14 protein-coding genes are annotated in these 16,626 nt (G+C 45.9%); 9 read left to right on the top strand and 5 right to left on the bottom strand.

Features of this window, described 5'->3' with window-relative positions:
- Nucleotides 1-39 precede the first annotated feature (39 nt).
- A complete protein-coding gene (locus DWY79_RS13655) occupies nucleotides 40-2,862 on the bottom strand; it encodes a pitrilysin family protein (protein ID WP_122369509.1) in 2,823 nt (940 codons plus the stop codon).
- A 315-nt stretch (nucleotides 2,863-3,177) separates the two neighbouring features.
- On the opposite strand from DWY79_RS13655, the gene DWY79_RS13650 reads away from it, so the two are divergent.
- From DWY79_RS13650 to DWY79_RS13610, 9 genes are all read left to right on the top strand, one after another.
- Nucleotides 3,178-6,435, top strand: a complete 3,258-nt coding sequence (locus tag DWY79_RS13650) for a DUF2723 domain-containing protein (RefSeq protein WP_008773141.1) — start codon at nucleotides 3,178-3,180, stop codon at nucleotides 6,433-6,435.
- 6 nt (nucleotides 6,436-6,441) lie between these two features.
- Nucleotides 6,442-7,053 (top strand): polysaccharide deacetylase family protein, encoded by a 612-nt coding sequence (locus DWY79_RS13645; protein WP_005860262.1) that lies wholly within the window; start codon nucleotides 6,442-6,444, stop codon nucleotides 7,051-7,053.
- Complete coding sequence (queG, locus tag DWY79_RS13640) at nucleotides 7,053-7,970, top strand: tRNA epoxyqueuosine(34) reductase QueG (RefSeq protein ID WP_008778979.1); 918 nt, start codon at nucleotides 7,053-7,055, stop codon at nucleotides 7,968-7,970. The genes DWY79_RS13645 and queG overlap by 1 nt, the downstream gene beginning before the upstream one ends.
- 6 nt (nucleotides 7,971-7,976) lie before the next feature.
- Nucleotides 7,977-9,266, top strand: a complete 1,290-nt coding sequence (locus DWY79_RS13635; RefSeq protein WP_122369508.1) for a S28 family serine protease — start codon at nucleotides 7,977-7,979, stop codon at nucleotides 9,264-9,266.
- A 138-nt stretch (nucleotides 9,267-9,404) separates the two neighbouring features.
- Nucleotides 9,405-10,223, top strand: coding sequence for an FkbM family methyltransferase (locus tag DWY79_RS13630; protein WP_227793785.1), 819 nt, complete (start codon nucleotides 9,405-9,407; stop codon nucleotides 10,221-10,223).
- Between the two features lie 70 nt (nucleotides 10,224-10,293).
- Nucleotides 10,294-11,175, top strand: coding sequence for a metal ABC transporter solute-binding protein, Zn/Mn family (locus DWY79_RS13625; RefSeq protein ID WP_122369507.1), 882 nt, complete (start codon nucleotides 10,294-10,296; stop codon nucleotides 11,173-11,175).
- The gene (locus tag DWY79_RS13620) at nucleotides 11,159-11,920 is read left to right on the top strand and encodes a metal ABC transporter ATP-binding protein (RefSeq protein ID WP_048926974.1); all 762 of its coding nucleotides are present in this window, start codon (nucleotides 11,159-11,161) and stop codon (nucleotides 11,918-11,920) included. The genes DWY79_RS13625 and DWY79_RS13620 overlap by 17 nt, the downstream gene beginning before the upstream one ends.
- 27 nt (nucleotides 11,921-11,947) lie before the next feature.
- Nucleotides 11,948-12,154 carry a hypothetical protein gene (locus tag DWY79_RS13615; RefSeq protein ID WP_005860253.1) on the top strand — a complete coding sequence of 69 codons (207 nt, stop codon included), beginning with the start codon at nucleotides 11,948-11,950 and terminating at the stop codon, nucleotides 12,152-12,154.
- On the top strand, nucleotides 12,151-13,167 hold the full coding sequence (locus DWY79_RS13610; protein WP_005863616.1) for an NAD(P)-dependent oxidoreductase: 1,017 nt from the start codon (nucleotides 12,151-12,153) through the stop codon (nucleotides 13,165-13,167). Before DWY79_RS13615 ends, DWY79_RS13610 begins: the two co-directional genes overlap by 4 nt.
- A gap of 3 nt (nucleotides 13,168-13,170) precedes the next feature.
- Here the strand turns inward: DWY79_RS13610 and DWY79_RS13605 are convergent, their stop codons facing one another.
- The 4 genes from DWY79_RS13605 to DWY79_RS13585 form a co-directional block, all read right to left on the bottom strand.
- A complete protein-coding gene (locus tag DWY79_RS13605) occupies nucleotides 13,171-13,971 on the bottom strand; it encodes a head GIN domain-containing protein (RefSeq protein WP_122369506.1) in 801 nt (266 codons plus the stop codon).
- Entirely contained in the window at nucleotides 13,968-14,756 is a 789-nt protein-coding gene (locus DWY79_RS13600) for a head GIN domain-containing protein (protein ID WP_057317243.1), read from the bottom strand. Before DWY79_RS13600 ends, DWY79_RS13605 begins: the two co-directional genes overlap by 4 nt.
- A 151-nt stretch (nucleotides 14,757-14,907) precedes the next feature.
- The gene (locus tag DWY79_RS13590; protein ID WP_121962014.1) at nucleotides 14,908-15,732 is read right to left on the bottom strand and encodes a head GIN domain-containing protein; all 825 of its coding nucleotides are present in this window, start codon (nucleotides 15,730-15,732) and stop codon (nucleotides 14,908-14,910) included.
- A gap of 20 nt (nucleotides 15,733-15,752) precedes the next feature.
- Nucleotides 15,753-16,562, bottom strand: a complete 810-nt coding sequence (locus tag DWY79_RS13585; RefSeq protein ID WP_009016751.1) for a head GIN domain-containing protein — start codon at nucleotides 16,560-16,562, stop codon at nucleotides 15,753-15,755.
- Nucleotides 16,563-16,626 lie beyond the last annotated feature (64 nt).

The raw sequence follows: 16,626 nt of genomic DNA, 5'->3' as shown, positions 1-16,626 counted from the left end.
AGACGGGGCGTGCCCCGTCTCATCCCCTCAAAATAGTAACTAGGGTTGCATGATAACTTCTACCCGGTTACCCTGTCCCAAAAGCTTTTGGGCGAATGCCTTTATCTTCTCGGGAGTCAGCGCCTTAACAATCGACTCATAATCCGTATCGGTATCAAATCCTTTATAATAATAATCATCCAATACGTTCAACCAATAGCTGTTCTCCTGCAAGACTTCCGCATGACGTTTCAGCAGGTTATCCTGTGTTTTCTTGAAATCTTCTTGACGAGGGCCTACCTCGGAAAGCCGTTTCAACTCATTGCGGACAATCGTGTTCATCTGCTCCCACTTAGCCGGGTCCGTATCGAAGAATATCTGTAATGTCGTTCTTCCTTCCGGGAAAGGTGAGATTCTAGCGGATACACCGACGCCATACGTTCCTCCTTCTTTCTCGCGTACCTTCTCGTAATATACCAAGTCCATAACTTGTTTCAATGCGGTAGCGGTGATGATATTCTCCAGATTGTACTCCATCTGTCCGGTATAGAGGTTGGCTACCGTTACTTTCGGGATTTCCATGGAGCGGTTGAATCGATTCATATAGTCTCCCTTACGCGTCGATGGAACCTCCGCCGGATTTCCCTTCTCAATTTTTCCTTGAGATGGCAATGTCGCTAAATACTGCTCTATATACGGACGGATACTATCGATCTGGATATTACCTACAAACGTGAATACGAAACCGGAAGCATCCGAGAAGCGTTCCTTGCGCATCTCCATGATACGAGGATAACTGATATGTTCGAAATCTTGTGGACGAAGACGTGACGCACGAGGATTATCTCCGTAAACCGCTTTAGACAAAGAGTCGCTGAAAGCGACCATCGGATTTAGCTCCATATTCTGCAATTGCGCTTTTGTCCGTGTCTCGAAAGATGCGTAGGCCTCCTCGTCCATGCGGGGAGCCGTGAAGCTAAGGTAAATTAACTCGAATAAGGTTCGCAAATCGGAAGGAGCGGCCATTCCGTTCACGTTCTCGCTATCTTGACTGAGCGATAGGGCGCAAGATACCTTCTTTCCGGCCAGACGCTTACTTAGATCCGTGGCGGAGAAATTACCCAATCCACCGATCTCGATCACGTCATTGAAAACTTTTAAGTTATCAATATCCTTCGTGCCGAATAAAGTGCTTCCTCCCGGGCTGGTAGCGGTCATGATGATCTCGTCCTTCTTGAATTCGGTAGGCTTCAATACCACCTTGATACCATTGCTTAAGGTAAATACTGTCGCTCCGAAGCGCTGGCCGGTCTTTGTCTCCGTGATCTGGCCCGGGGTCGGCAAGGTCGGGACTAAAGGCTCGTTGGAGACTGTTTCCTTATAAGGCTCTACCGGCATCTGTCGTGCTTTGAGGAACGTACGGAGCAGGTTCTCCTCGGTCGGATATTTTATACCTTCTTTATCCGGTCCGGTTAACCCGATCACGATATTATCCTCTCCGATCATATCTTGGATATATTGGTTGACTTGCTCTACCGGGATATTCTGGGCGATCTGGTTCAATAGCGTGTATTCCATCTCAATGCCCGGGATATAACCGCCGTTGGTGAAATGGTTCACGTATTCACGGACATAAGCGTCGTTCTTTTGGTTATTCTGCTCGTTGTAAGCGGACTCGTATTGTTTCAACACGTTGATGCGTGCCCGTTCATACTCGGATGGCGTAAAGCCATATTGTTTTACCCGTTGGGTCTCTTTGACAAGCGTGGTCAGTGTGGAATCGATCTCGCCTTCCTTGGCAAGAGCGGCTACGGTCCATGCTCCCTTGCTCTTCGCGATCATGAAATTATCATCGTCGTAGGCTTCCGCATAGATAAACGGAGGATTCGCTTGATGCAAGATGTCATCGAAACGCTCGTCCATGATCGACGCGCATATTTGCTGGATATAGTCCTTTACCAATCCGGCAATCGTACGATTCAAGTCGTTGGGCAATTTATCGTGTTTATAGAAGATATAAAGGATCGTATTGGATGCCTCCTTGTCTTTGGCGATCGAGATCAGAGGTAGATCATTGTCGGGAACCGATACTTGTTCCCGTTTTGCCGGGTTGACCGGGGCAGGGACATCGGCGAACATCTTTTTGATCGTTGCCTCCACTTGATCTACATTTACGTCTCCCACGATGATAATCGCTTGCAAGTCCGGACGATACCATTTTTTGTAGTAAGCCCGCAACTCGTCCGGCTTGAAGTTCTCGATCACGTCGATCGAACCGATCGGCATCCGGTTCGCGTAACGGCTTCCCGGGTACATCTTGGGTAGTTGCTGCTCCCATAGACGAGTCTGGGCATCCTGTCGGGTACGCCATTCCTCACGGATGACCCCACGTTCTTTCTGGATAGCCGAGTCGGTCAAGGCTAGGAACCCGGACCAATCGTGAAGGATCAATAAGCAAGAATCAACCACGCCGCTTTTGTTGACAGGGGCGTTGGTAATCATGTAGACGGTCTCATCAAAGGAGGTATAGGCGTTGAAGTTTTCCCCGCTGCGCATACCTACACTCTCGATATATTCGTCCATCCCGTTATTCGGGAAGTTCCTACTGCCGTCGAAAGCCATATGTTCCAAGAAGTGAGCCAAACCTCGTTGATTGTCTTCCTCTAAGATGGAGCCTACGTTTTGGGCGATGTAAAAGTCTGCCCGGTCTTTGGGCTGATCGTTGTGACGGATGTAGTAGGTCAATCCGTTACTCAATTTCCCGTATCGAACCTTTGGGTCGATCGGAAGCGGTTCGGGTTCCTGCATCTCTTGTGCCATCACTTGTGTGAAAGCGACGAAACAAAGCAGGATTGCCGTTAAGATAGAATGTCTTTTTATCATATTTGTTTCATTGATAGTGAATCTAGATCACAAAACTAGCAAAAAATCATAGAAAGAGGTCCTTATGGCGAAAAAAGGAGTATCCGATACGGAATACTCCTTTCTATCAAGATGAGACAGGCGGGGGGCTGTTTAATACTCAACTATTTTATTAACACTTGAGTGATAAGGTTTGTTTAATATAATTCTAATCTATTCTATATAATTTATAGGGGAATGGAACGTTAGGTATTAAACGTAAATGATTACCTTTGCGGCCGACTGCCCGTGTGGGTATGCAAGTAGAAACAATTAATTATCACACTTATACAAAGTATGGGAAAGTACAAACTAATCAACAACGTGTTGGGGTGGGTCGTTTTTTTGATCGCTTCTACCGTTTATCTGATGACAATGGAACCCACCGCCAGTTTCTGGGATTGTGGTGAGTTTATCTCTTCGGCATACAAATTGGAAGTAGGCCATCCGCCCGGAGCTCCTTTCTTCATGTTAACAGCCAATTTATTTACGCAGTTCGCCTCGGACCCTTCCAAGGTGGCGGTAATGGTCAATACGATGTCCGCCCTTTTTAGCGGCCTGACGATCTTATTCCTTTTCTGGAGTATTACCCATTTGGCTCGTAAGATTATCGTGGAAGACGATAAGATGATGTGTCTGGGACAGATGATTACGATCATGGGTTGCGGTTTGGTAGGTTCTTTGGCTTATACGTTTAGCGATACATTCTGGTTTAGCGCCGTGGAGGGCGAGGTATATGCTTATTCTTCCTTGTTTACCGCCTTGGTATTCTGGTTGATCCTGAAATGGGAAGAAGCCGCCGATCGTCCGCATGCCGATCGTTGGATCGTGCTGATCGCTTATTTGATGGGTCTGAGTATCGGTGTCCATTTGCTGAATTTATTGTGTATCCCGGCTATCGTGCTGGTATATTATTATAAGAAATTCCCGAATCCTACGATGAAGGGTACGCTGATCGCTTTATTGGTGTCGTTCGCTATCGTGGGCTTGATGATGTATGGTGTCGTACAAGGCTTGGTTGAGGTTTGCGGTTATTTCGAGCTGTTGTTTGTCAATACGTTCGGTATGCCGTATAACTCGGGTGTATATGCGTTCGTGATTATCTTGGCGGCTTCCTTGATCTGGGCGATCTGGGAGACGATGCAAGACGAGATCCATCCGGTGCGGATGAAGATATCCTTTATTCTCTCGATCGTATTGTTGGGTATTCCGTTTATCGGTAGTGGTTACGTGATCGCCGTGATCCTCACGGCGGCCTTGACGGCTTATTTGTTCATGAGCAAGAAGGTAAATATCAAGATGCTGAATACGATCTTGGTCTGCTTGATGGTAATCGTAGTGGGTTATTCATCCTATGCCTTGACATTGATCCGTGCGACAGCCGATACGCCTATGAACCAAAACGCTCCGCAAGATATCTTTACCTTGCGTACTTATTTGGCTCGCGAGCAATACGGTAAGACTCCGTTGATCTACGGTCAGACCTATGTCTCTGAGGTGAAGCGTGAGAACCAAGGCGGTACTTGCGTACCTGTATCGAAAGAGGGTGAGCCGACTTGGAGCCGTGTCATTAAGAAAGATAAAAACGAGAAGGATCATTATTATATCTCTCGTTACGATACGGAATACGAATACGTGGATGAGTTGAGTATGCTTTTCCCCCGTATGTATAGTAGCGACGGACGTCATGTGGCTGCTTATAAGGAGTGGGCACAAGTGAAAGGTACACCGGTGAAGTTCAACCGTTGCGGTGAGATGGTGACGGTGATGAAACCTACATTTGCCGAGAATTTGCGTTATTTCTTCGCTTATCAGCTGAATTTCATGTACTGGCGTTATTTCATGTGGAACTTCTCCGGACGGCAGAACGATATACAAGGTAACGGTGAGGTCTCGAATGGTAACTGGATAACCGGTATTCCGTTTATTGATGAGGCTTTAGTGGGCCCGCAAGAGGATATGCCGTTCGATATTATCAACAATAAGGGGCATAACGTATATTATATGTTACCGCTTCTATTGGGTATCTTGGGGCTTCTATTCCAAGCTTATGCCGGAAAGAAGGGCATTCAGGGATTCTGGATCACGTTCTTCTTGTTCTTTATGACGGGTATCGCGATCGTGCTTTACTTAAACCAGACGCCGTATCAACCTCGTGAGCGAGACTATGCGTATGCCGGATCATTCTATGCGTTCTGTATATGGATCGGTTTCGGTGTGGCGGCCTTGGCGAAAGGATTGCAGAAGTATGGCAAGTTATCTCCGGTGATAGCGGGTTCTGTCGCTACGGTACTGTGCTTGTTGGTTCCTATCCAGATGGGTGCGCAGAACTGGGACGACCATGATCGCTCGAACCGTTATGTTTGCCGTGATTTTGGTGCGAACTATTTGGAATCTTGCGAGCCGAACGCTGTCATATTTACGAATGGTGATAATGACACGTTCCCGTTGTGGTACGCACAGGAGGTGGAAGGTATCCGTACGGATGTACGTGTATGTAATACGAGCTATTTGCAAACCGACTGGTATATCAACCAAATGAAGAAGCAAGCATACGAATCCGATCCGCTTCCAATCTCTTGGCAACCGGAGGATTATGTGCAAGGTACTCGTGATGCCGCTTATGTATTCCCGATGACGGATAAGTCGATCGATCTGAAGACCGCTCTTGATTTCGTTCGTAGCAACGATCCGAAGTTTAAGAAGATCCCGGGTATCAATCAAGAATTAGATTATATTCCTGCGCAGACATTGACGATGGGGGTAGATTCCGCCGCGGTTATGGCTGCCGGCGTGATCGATACCGCTAACTTGCCGTATTTGCAGAAAGAGATGAAGATTGACTTGAAAGGCAAGGATGTCTTGGGTAAGCAAGAGTTGATTATCTTGGATATGTTGCAGACGAATGACTGGAACCGTCCGATCTATTACGCGATTACCGTAAGCCCGGATCAGTTCGTGAAATTGGATCCGTACTTCCAGCAGACCGGTATGGCTTATCAGATCGTTCCGATGGAGACACAGGGAACTGTTCGTTCGATCAATACGGAGAAGATGTATGACAACGTGATGAATAAGTTCAAATGGGGTGGTGTCAATACGCCGGGTGTGTACTTGGATGAGAATGTAATGCGGATGTGCAAGAGCTATCGTATCGCATTGTTCAGCAAGCTGGCTGCCGCTTTGGTCGCTGAGGGCAAGAATGAGAAAGCACTGAACGTATTGGATAAGGCGATGGAAGTATTGCCTCCCGAGAATGTTCCGTTGGATTATAGCGCTCTTTCTTTAGGTGAGCTGTATTACGAGTTGGGCCAGAAGGAGAAGGCGGAGATGGTTTATAAAGGTATAGCGGACAATGCGTTGCGCAGTATAAACTGGTATTTCCGTTTGCGTCCGGGGCAATTATCATCTGTCGAGAGTGATTTAGGTCATAACTTGGCGGTTCTCCAAGAGGTATTGCGTGTGAGCAAACAATACAATCCGGAGTTCGCTAAGCCTTATCAAGAGGAATTTGATAATTACCGTATGGCGTACGGATCAGTGGCAAAAGACTAAAAAAGTATGTTTATAGAACAACCGCCTTGGTTTTACAGGGCACTGTTCCCGGGGGTAACTTGGCGAATACCGGCAGAGAAGAAGTGTGTGTATCTCACCTTCGACGATGGCCCTATTCCCGAGGTTACCCCTTGGGTTTTAGATATATTGGATACGTATGGGATCAAGGCTACCTTTTTTATGGTAGGGGATAATGTACGTAAGCATCCCGAGGTCTTCCAGATGGTGATCGATCGTGGGCACCGTGTCGGTAACCATACGTTCAACCATATCCAAGGTATCAAGTTCTGGACGAAGAATTATTTGGCGAATGTGGAGAAGGCAGCCGAATATATTCCCAGCAATTTATTTCGGCCTCCTCATGGGCATATGCGTTTTCCGCAGGTAGTATGGCTTCGCCGCCATTATCATATCGTGATGTGGGATGTGGTCACCCGCGATTATAGCCCGCATATGACTCCGAATGGTGTCTTCAACGTGGTAAAGAACTATACCCGTAATGGTTCCGTTATCGTCTTCCACGATTCCTTGAAAGCCGAGCGCAATATGCGTGAGGCAATGCCCCGGGCTGTCGAATGGCTCTTAAAGGAAGGCTACGAGTTTAAAGTTTTTGAATAATGGGTATCTCCCAGTTTATAAAAGATAAAGCTATGGAATTAGGCTTTTCCGCTTGTGGTATCGCTGAAGTAGCGAAGGCCGGGAGCGAGGAGGCTTATTTTGACCAATGGATCGCGGAAGGCTACCATGCTGGAATGAAATACATGGAGAATCATCGGGAAATTCGTCTCAATCCAGATGGCTTGGTGGAAGGTGCCAAATCAGTTATCTCAGTAGCCTTGAATTATTATCCGAAAGTTCTCCGGAATCCGGCGGAACCTTATATCTCGTATTATGCGTATGGAGAAGATTATCACGGGGTCGTAAAGGATAAACTTCGCCAATTATGGAAAGCGATAACCGAGCATCATCCCTCCAACAATGAGGCCCGTGTATTCACGGACTCCGCCCCTCTGTTAGAACGTTATTGGGCTTGGAAAGCCGGTTTAGGATGGATCGGAAAGAATACGAACCTAATCATCCCGGGCAAAGGCTCTTTCTTTTTCCTTGGGGAGATCGTGACAACTTTGGTAGTCGATACCTATGATTCCCCCAAAAAGAATCACTGCGGTTCCTGCATCCGCTGTTTGAACGCTTGTCCTACCGGAGCCTTGGAAGGGCCGAAACGTTTGAATGCCCGTAAATGTATCTCTTATCTTACGATCGAGCATCGTGGAGAAATCCCTGTTGAGCAAGCCGTCCTTTTAGGTAACCGTATCTATGGATGCGACACCTGCCAAGCCGTTTGTCCTTGGAACCGCTTCGCTATGCCTACGGCAGTAGCAGCCTTTCATCCCACCCCTTCTTTGCTCTCCCTTAAAAAAGACGACCTCAAGGCATTGAGCCGTGAGGATTATAATCGTATCTTTGCACATTCGGCGGTGAAACGCGCCAAATATGAGGGATTATTACGAACAATACAATATCTAAAAGACTAAATTACCATGAGAAGAACATTTAACTTCTTGCTTCTTTTCTTCCTGTCGGTGATGACGGTAATGGCCGCTCCCGGAGATTTACAAGAGAAGCTTGCCGCCCTAAAAGGAATTAGTGGCATTGAAAAACTTCAATCCGATCATTATCCGGAGAAATATGTAGTACGTATTACACAGCAGGTCGATCCGAAAGACCCCGCCGCCGGAACATTTACGCAACGGGTTATCGTAGGCCATGTAGGTTATGATCGTCCTACCATTATCGTGACCGAAGGATATGGAGCGGCTTATGCGCTCAATCCGAAATATCAGGAAGAACTATCTAAACTATTGAACGCGAACTTAGTATTCGTGGAGTACCGTTATTTCTTGGAGTCGACGCCGGAACCTAAAAACTGGGATTATCTGACCGCCGAGAACTCTGCGTACGATTTACATAACGTCCGCAATACATTCAAGCAGATCTATCCGGAAAAATGGATCAGTACCGGTATCAGTAAGGGGGGGCAGACTACAATGCTTTACCGTGCCTTTTTCCCGGACGACGTGGATTTCTCCGTTCCTTATGTCGGTCCGTTATGTAAAGGCGTAGAGGATGGCCGCCACGAACCTTTCTTACGTAAGGTAGGTACGAAAGCGGAACGCGAGAGGATACAGGATTTTCAATTGGAAGTCTTGAAACGTAAGTCCGATATGCTCCCTTTATTGGAGAGCTATTGTAAGAATAAGAACTTGACATTCCGTATCCCGATGCCCGAGGTATTGGATTATTGCGTACTGGAATATTCATTCGCTCTTTGGCAGTGGGGAACTTCGGTAAGTACGATCCCTTCCAAGTCTGCCGACGATCAGGCGCTCTTCGATCATTTGATGGAAATCAGCGGTCCTGATTACTTCGCCGAGAACCAGCCGAATATCTCTTTCTTCGTACAAGCCGCCCGTGAGCTCGGTTATTATGGCTATGACGTAAAACCTTTCAAGAAATACCTTACGATCGATAGTGCCCACGGATACTTGAACCGTATCATGCTTCCCGGGGAGCTGGTCGATAAAGTAGACTTCCGTCCGGCTCTGTACCATAAGATCTATAACTTCTTGAAAGACAACGATCCGAAAATGATCTTCATCTATGGCGAGATCGACCCGTGGAGCGCAGCCATGGTTCCCGCTTTCAAAGGCAAGAAGAACGAGCAAATCTATATCCAGCCCCGAGGTAGCCATCGTGCCCGTATCGGCAATATGCCGGAGGATATGAAGGAGCGGATCCTTACACAGATGAATAAATGGCTGGCCGAGTAAAAATAGAGTAGCCTATTTTTCCCTATAAATCCCCGTATTATTACTTATCGGTTGTAATACGGGGATTTGTTATGTATATTAAGATATTTCTCGTATATTACGCCCTATTAAAAACTAGATGAAATGTTTACCGGTTCGATGATGAAGTTGAAAAGCATATTATATGGGACGTTACCTTTTTACTATACCAAGGTGTTTGAGCCCTCTTCTCCTAAATTAGCGTATTATGATTATTTTCGAAAAAGAGGATATACACGTTATCCTTATGATTTCGCTGCGGAATATCTGGAGATGTCGATTGCCGTTCTGTGGGATAAGGAGAAAGAATTGCCTTATGTGATGCACCGGGGAAGTAAACGATTATATTTTCCGAGAGAGTATAGCACATCTAAGATCGAGAAATGCTATCGGGCTTTGTTGATCGAGCAAGACGTGAGGCATCCCCATCATTATGCGGATTCCGTGGAGGAGTTTAGGGGAAAGACACTCTTGGATATTGGTTCCGCTGAGGGATTTACCGCTCTGGATACCATCGAGGTTACTCGTTTTGTTTATCTTTTTGAATATGAGGATAAATGGATCGAGGCGCTTCAGGCTACTTTTGAGCCGTGGAAAGAGAAAACGATGATCGTAAAGAAATATATCAGCGATCATGACGATGACGTTAATGCTGCTTTGGATAATTTCTTGAAAGACAAGTCTCGAAAAGATATCTTCTTAAAAATGGATATAGAAGGTGCGGAATGTATGGCTTTACAGGGCTGTATGGAATTATTCGCGAAAGCGGATCACTTGGATTTCGCGATCTGTACGTATCATAAAGAAACTGATGTCGTCCAAATCCCGGCTTTTCTGGACCGGTTTAACTGTTCCTATTCATTTACCGATGGCTATATGTTCGTAAAACATAGTTTACGCAAATGCCTTGTCCGGGGAAGTTGTCAAGCTAGTTCCTGATAACTTTGAATCGTCTCCTTGCTGCCTTATTACCCGATATTCGTTACCTTTGCGAAAATATATATGTGGTATGAAAGAATTTAAGGTATTGATATCGGCTCTTTTCGTCTTGATACTTATGGCCTGCGGCGATAAGCGGACAGATGAGAGGATCGTCAGCGTGACGATTGAGCCGCAACGGTATTTTGCGGAGAAGATAGCCGGAGATAAATTTAAGATTAATTGTGTGGTTCCGGCGGGGCAAAGTCCGGAGACGTATGATCCTACGCCCCAGCAAATGGTGCAGGTGGGTAAAAGCCAAGGTTATTTAAGGATCGGATCGATCGGGTTCGAACAGGCTTGGATGGATAATATACGGAATAATAATCCGGGACTCAAGGTTTTTGACCTGTCCGAAGGAATTGATTTACTTAAAAGCCCCGAGGAAGAAGAGGAACATGATCACCACCACCATCATCATGGAGGCGTCGATCCGCATACGTGGAGCTCTATCTCTGGAGCGAAGGTGATTGCCAAGAACACTTTGGATGCCTTTGTGTCTTTGGACCCGGAGAATAAGGAATATTACCAAGCGAATTATGAACAACTGACGAAAGAAATCGGAGAGACGGAAAAGACCATTTCCGGTTTGTTACATTCTCTTGACAATAAGACATTTATTATTTACCATCCGGCCCTGACCTATTTGGCTAACGAATATGGCTTGACCCAGCTTTGCATCGAGATGGACGGAAAAGAACCGTCTCCCGCACAATTAAAGGAACTGGTCGAGACCGCACGGGAACATAATGCGAAAGTCGTGTTTATCCAACGGGAGTTTGACCAGAAGAACGCCGAGTTGATCGCTAAAGAAACAGGTTGCCGTCTGATCCCGATTAATCCGCTGGATTACGATTGGAGTAAGGAAATGATTCATATCGCAAAATCGTTAGCCGATGGACAAGCTGATTGAGTTGAGAGAGGTTACCGCCGGATACGGTAATAAGATCGCCTTACGTAACGTAACGCTGGATGTGTGGAAAAATGATTTCTTGGGAATTATCGGACCGAATGGCGGCGGGAAAACGACGCTTTTAAAGGTGATACTAGGTCTATTGCCTCCTATTTCCGGAACGATTCGTTTTTACGATGAAAATGTAGAGGTTCCTTCCTTGAAGATCGGTTATCTACCCCAAATGAGCCAGATCGATAAGAAGTTTCCGATCTCGGTACGGGAAGTGATCTCTTCCGGTTTATCCGCGGAGAAACCTTTGTTCCGTCCATTCAATAGATCCCAGAGAGAGCGTGTAGACGAGGTGATCGTACAGATGGGATTGGAGGAGTTGGCGGGCAGGGCCATCGGTGAGCTTTCCGGCGGCCAGTTGCAGCGGGTCTTATTGGGGCGTTCTATTGTCTCCCGTCCGCAGGTATTGATCTTGGATGAGCCTAATTCGTATGTGGATAAACGATTCGAGTCTCGTTTTTATCAGCTCTTGGAAGAGATCAATAAAGAGAGCGCTATCATCTTGGTTTCCCATGATATCGGTACGGTTTTGACGATGGTGAAAAATATCGCTTGTGTAAACGAGACTTTGCATTATCACCCGGGAGCGAATGTCTCCGAGGAATGGTTGGGCGAGAAATACGCTTGTCCGATCGAGTTGGTGGGGCATGGTGACTTGCCGCACCGAGTCTTGAGGAAACACCAACACGAATAATTCTTTTTCACGAATGACTCTATTTTTATGATACCACAAATCATTTGCTGGATAAGCTTGCCGGAGATCGGTTATATCGTAGGTATTGCCGTAATCCTGTTCGGATGTAAGGCCGTATCGCAAAACCCTTTCATCAGTAAGAAACAAAAGATTCTTTGGATGCTGACGATCCTGTTCTTGAATTGGATCGGGTTGTTGTGGTATTATTATACATTTTATATGAAAGAAAAATGAAGGACAGAAAGATATTGATAACCGGAGCGAGTGGTTTTATCGGCGGTTTCTTGGTAGAGGAGGCGCTTCGCCGTGGCTATGAGACGTGGGCGGGTATCCGTGCAGGTAGCAGTAAAGCGCATCTGCAAGATAAGCGGATTCATTTCATCGACTTGAAATATGGCGATCAGGAAGCGCTTACGGCTCAACTCTCAGACTTTGCCCGTGAGCATGGGGCATGGGATTATGTGATCCATAACGCCGGGTTGACGAAGACATTGGATAAGCGAAACTTTTTCCGTGTGAACGCCGAGAATACGCATCGATTTATCGAGGCTTTAGCCGCCGCCGGTTGCAAACCGAAGAAATTCCTCTTGATGAGCAGCCTAAGCAGCTATGGGCGAGGCGACGAGAAGACTTTCCGCCCGATACGCTTGGACGATCCGCAGCGGCCGGACACGGCTTATGGCCAAAGTAAGCTAGAGGCGGAGAACTACATCCGTAAACAAACCTATTTTCCTTACGTGATCTTGCGGCCTACAGGAGTATACGGGCCGGGAGAGAAGGATTATTTCATGGAAATACAAAGCGTAAAGTCGGGGCTCGATTTCGCCGTAGGCGCTATTCCCCAGCGAATCACGTTTATCTATGTAAAAGATTTAGCGACCGTGGCCTTCCTTTCCCTTGAGAAAGAGGAGATAAAGAACCGGCATTATTTTGTAGCCGACGGAGATGTCTACACGGATGAGTCTTTTGCCCGTATGATACAAGATATCTTAGGAAAGAAGCGGGTATTGCATGCCCGTATACCGCTGGGGTTGGTGCGTATCGCTTGCCACTGTTCAGAATGGATCGGTAAGTTGTTGAAGAAAAGTATGACGCTAAATAGTGATAAATACATCATCTTGAAGCAGCGTAACTGGATTTGCGATGTCACGCCTCTTCAAGATGATTTAGGTTTTATCCCGGCCTATCCTTTACGTAAAGGCTTGGAAGAAAGTATCGAATGGTATAAAAAGGAGGGGTGGTTGTAAGAATCACTCCACCTTCTCGATCTTACCGGAGCCCATTACCTTTTTTTGGATATCTTGGGGATCTCCTTTGTATTTTACGGAACCGCTACCGGCTATCTCTGCCTTGATTTTGTTTACGACAGAGGCTTCTATGTCTCCACTACCGGCAATCTTGCACTCAAGCTCATCCATGTTACAATCGAAAGCACGTACTGTACCGCTACCGGCGATCGAGAATTCAGCTATGCCTACGGTTCCCCCTAGAACGATCGTGTTAGACCCGGCCATATCCCCGTTTAATTCCTCACAATACACTTTATGGCCAACGAAATCTCCGCTACCGGCGATCTCTATCTTTAGGTTTGTAAAAGAGGCCGTGTCGTGGAATTGGATAATCCCGCTACCGGCTAATCCTGCCTCGAACTCCTCGGCTTGTAGAGGGGAATTTATATTTACATGGGTACTGCCTGCCGCCGCTAGTTTCTTTAGATTGCGGGAGTTGGCCGTAACCATGAACTCGGTCGGACGGAAATTCGTATGTTTCCTGAATTCTTTTTTCGGACGGATCTTAAGCTTATGGTTCTCTACATTAAACTCATATTTCTCGAAGATATTCCGGTCTGTCTTTATTTCCAAACCTTCAGGAGCTTCGGATTGCGTGTAATTCACGACCATGCCTCCTCCCTCTAACTCAAGACAATCATACTCGGAAACCGGGATGTTTTCCGTGGTGATATTGCCGTCTCCTTTTATGGTTTGCGTAGGGATACAGCCTGTCGTAGAGAGGATCACCAGCAGACATAGGTATATAATTCTTGTTTTCATTCTTTTACTTCTTCTACGGTACCTTTACCGATTATTCTCTGTTGAACTGCTGTCGGGCCTTTATAACGGATATTTCCTTTACCGATTACGTTGGCCTTTAAATTATCGGTAGCATGTACTTCCGCTAAGCCATTGCCTGTTACTTTGCAACTTAGCTGAGGAACCGCTAACCCAAAAGCGTGTATATCACCACTGCTGACGATACTGTAGTCTCCTTCTTTCGCGTTACCTTTCTTGATCGTTATAGAGCCGGAGCCATCGATATCACATTCGATCTTGTCGGCTTCCAGATGATTGACAACCATATTTGCGCTACCGGATACATTCAAATCCAGTTTACCGACCGTAACTGTCTCTTTCAGTTGCACCAAGCTATTGGCGTTCGCCTTAATAACGGTCTCGTCTCCGGTAAGCGGACTGTTTACCATGAAGTTGGCATTTCCGGAAACTTTTGCGGCGGCAAGCCATTTAGAATTCGTCTTTACGATAAACTTCGTGAAATGATCTACCTTCGCTCCTTTGAAAGCGATGGTTAAGACACGATCCTTCACCTCGATATTGACATAGGGATGAAGATTCTGGTCTACGGTAACCTCCACGGTAGCGGGAGCGTCAGACTGCTCGTAATTGAAATCAATTACGCCATCCACCTTAATCTCGTTATAATCGGCGACAGAAATCTTTTTCGAGGTCAATTTACCATCGCCTTTTACATGATCTGCGGCCCAACCGGTAGTGACCCATCCTAGGAAAAATACCATTAATAAGATAGCCTTTGTTTTCATAAGTATCGTTTTTGTGATTCTACTTTTTAATTTAGACTCTATAAATAAAGAGTTGGTTACAAAAATAGCAAGAAAAAGCTACCGGATATCACATCCAGTAGCTTTTTTAAATTTGATAATGTGTGTATTTTAAAATAATGTGTGTGTTCGATCAATTCGCACCTTGGATGGAGCCAGAGCCGGACTTTGATTTATTCACGTTTGCCGGGCCTTTATAGCGGATGTCTCCACTGCCCGAAACCGATAGGTTCATGTTATCTTTGGCATAAACACGGGCATCTCCACTACCGCTTACCGAGCAACTCAAATCATTGACAGATAAGTCGTATGCTTTTATATCTCCACTACCAGATACGGAATAGCGGGCTTCGTCCGCCTTACCTTTCAAGGTGATGTCTCCAGAGCCTGAAACCTTGCTGGTAAGATTCTTGCAGTCCAAATCTTCAAAAACCAGATCGCCGGAGCCGGATACCGAGAACTCACCTAATCGTAATTTCACGTTATGTGGGAACTTTACGTCGCTGGAGCCGGAAATCTTGATTTCCAGTTGATCCTCGGAAAAAGCGTTCTGCGCCTCAAAATCCATCGGGCCGGAAGTCTTTAAGTATTTCAGAGTCTTCGAGCTTCCTTCGATTACATACTGGGTCGGTTTGATACGGGTCCCGTCTTGTATGCGGATAGCTAACCGTCCGTTATTGGATTTGATCGAGAGGAGTGGGAATAGATTCTCGTCGATCGTAATTTTCAAGGAAGTGCTTCGTCCATGCGTATATTTGAATACCGGGAATTTCTTGTTGCTTCTATTTCCCCAAAAATTATTGCCGGAATATTCGATATTTCCACCCAGTTCGATCTCGCTATAGTTATCTACCGATATCTCTTTCGTAATTATATTCCCATTTCCTTCTACTTTACTAGCCTCTGCCATGAAGGCACAAAAGATGAGGACTATTACCGCTACTAATTTTGTTTTCATCGTTCGTATGTATTAAATGTTTATTTGACTTTGTTGATCGAGCCGGAACCCATGATAGACTTACTGATCTCCGGATCTCCTTTATAATGGATCTCGCCACTACCTACGATATTAGCATCCAAGATTTGCGTGGCATATACGCTGATCTCGCCGCTGCTGGCGATATTACACTCTGCTTTACGTGCTTGGCAGTCAAAGGCTTTAATCTCACCACTTCCCGCTACATTGAATGAGGCACGATCTACGGTTCCTATTACCTCGATTTCCCCGCTGCTGGCGAGGCTGCAAGATAGGTTGTCCAGCTGTATATCCTTGGCGATGATATTTCCGCTACCGGCCATGTTACATTCGAGCTTATAACCTTTTACGGGGCCTCTCAACTCAACGTTTCCACTACCGGCCATATTGATCTCCATCCGGTTTACTTTCGTCGGTTTGCTGATAATGAAACTGCCGGAACCTACCGTATTCAACTCTTTTAGTTCCTTGGAGTTGGATTTTATCTTGTAGACGGTCGGCCTCAAGTCGTAGGAGTTATTATTAAAACCTTTCTTGATAGATTTCGGATAGATCTTTAACGTACCGCCTTCTACTTCGGTCACGAGGTAATCAAATAAGTTCTCATCGATCGTTACGGATAGATAAGGCGCTTTATCCGACTGTTCATACTCGAAATCAGCGGAGCCAACGAACGTAATCTCGTCGTAATCGCTAATCTTTATCTCCCGGGTTTCCGGATTTCCATTCCCATCGATACGTTTGTCGGCGGCGAATCCGCAAACCGCGATCATCTGTATACAGAATATAAAAAGTGATACTCTCGTCTTCATCGTCTTTAATTTTTTAGGTTCTTTTCTTAATAGACGAGTGCGGGTTATAAAGGGTTGCAGAAAC

The organism is Parabacteroides sp. AF27-14, from assembly GCF_003635425.1.
Lineage (GTDB): Bacteria > Bacteroidota > Bacteroidia > Bacteroidales > Tannerellaceae > Parabacteroides > Parabacteroides distasonis.
Note: the sequence above shows the minus strand (reverse complement) of the source record. Positions and strands in the feature narration are given on the sequence as shown.

What these genes read in the sequence shown, in the direction of transcription:
- DWY79_RS13620 (WP_048926974.1), top strand. Translation starts at nt 11,159, where the DNA reads ATGGACAAGCTGATTGAGTTGAGAGAGGTTACCGCCGGATACGGTAAT.
- DWY79_RS13645 (WP_005860262.1), top strand. Translation starts at nt 6,442, where the DNA reads ATGTTTATAGAACAACCGCCTTGGTTTTACAGGGCACTGTTCCCGGGG.
- DWY79_RS13585 (WP_009016751.1), bottom strand. Translation starts at nt 16,562, where the DNA reads ATGAAGACGAGAGTATCACTTTTTATATTCTGTATACAGATGATCGCG.
- DWY79_RS13605 (WP_122369506.1), bottom strand. Translation starts at nt 13,971, where the DNA reads ATGAAAACAAGAATTATATACCTATGTCTGCTGGTGATCCTCTCTACG.
- DWY79_RS13630 (WP_227793785.1), top strand. Translation starts at nt 9,405, where the DNA reads ATGATGAAGTTGAAAAGCATATTATATGGGACGTTACCTTTTTACTAT.
- DWY79_RS13600 (WP_057317243.1), bottom strand. Translation starts at nt 14,756, where the DNA reads ATGAAAACAAAGGCTATCTTATTAATGGTATTTTTCCTAGGATGGGTC.
- DWY79_RS13655 (WP_122369509.1), bottom strand. Translation starts at nt 2,862, where the DNA reads ATGATAAAAAGACATTCTATCTTAACGGCAATCCTGCTTTGTTTCGTC.
- queG (WP_008778979.1), top strand. Translation starts at nt 7,053, where the DNA reads ATGGGTATCTCCCAGTTTATAAAAGATAAAGCTATGGAATTAGGCTTT.
- DWY79_RS13610 (WP_005863616.1), top strand. Translation starts at nt 12,151, where the DNA reads ATGAAGGACAGAAAGATATTGATAACCGGAGCGAGTGGTTTTATCGGC.
- DWY79_RS13635 (WP_122369508.1), top strand. Translation starts at nt 7,977, where the DNA reads ATGAGAAGAACATTTAACTTCTTGCTTCTTTTCTTCCTGTCGGTGATG.
- DWY79_RS13650 (WP_008773141.1), top strand. Translation starts at nt 3,178, where the DNA reads ATGGGAAAGTACAAACTAATCAACAACGTGTTGGGGTGGGTCGTTTTT.
- DWY79_RS13590 (WP_121962014.1), bottom strand. Translation starts at nt 15,732, where the DNA reads ATGAAAACAAAATTAGTAGCGGTAATAGTCCTCATCTTTTGTGCCTTC.
- DWY79_RS13615 (WP_005860253.1), top strand. Translation starts at nt 11,948, where the DNA reads ATGATACCACAAATCATTTGCTGGATAAGCTTGCCGGAGATCGGTTAT.
- DWY79_RS13625 (WP_122369507.1), top strand. Translation starts at nt 10,294, where the DNA reads ATGAAAGAATTTAAGGTATTGATATCGGCTCTTTTCGTCTTGATACTT.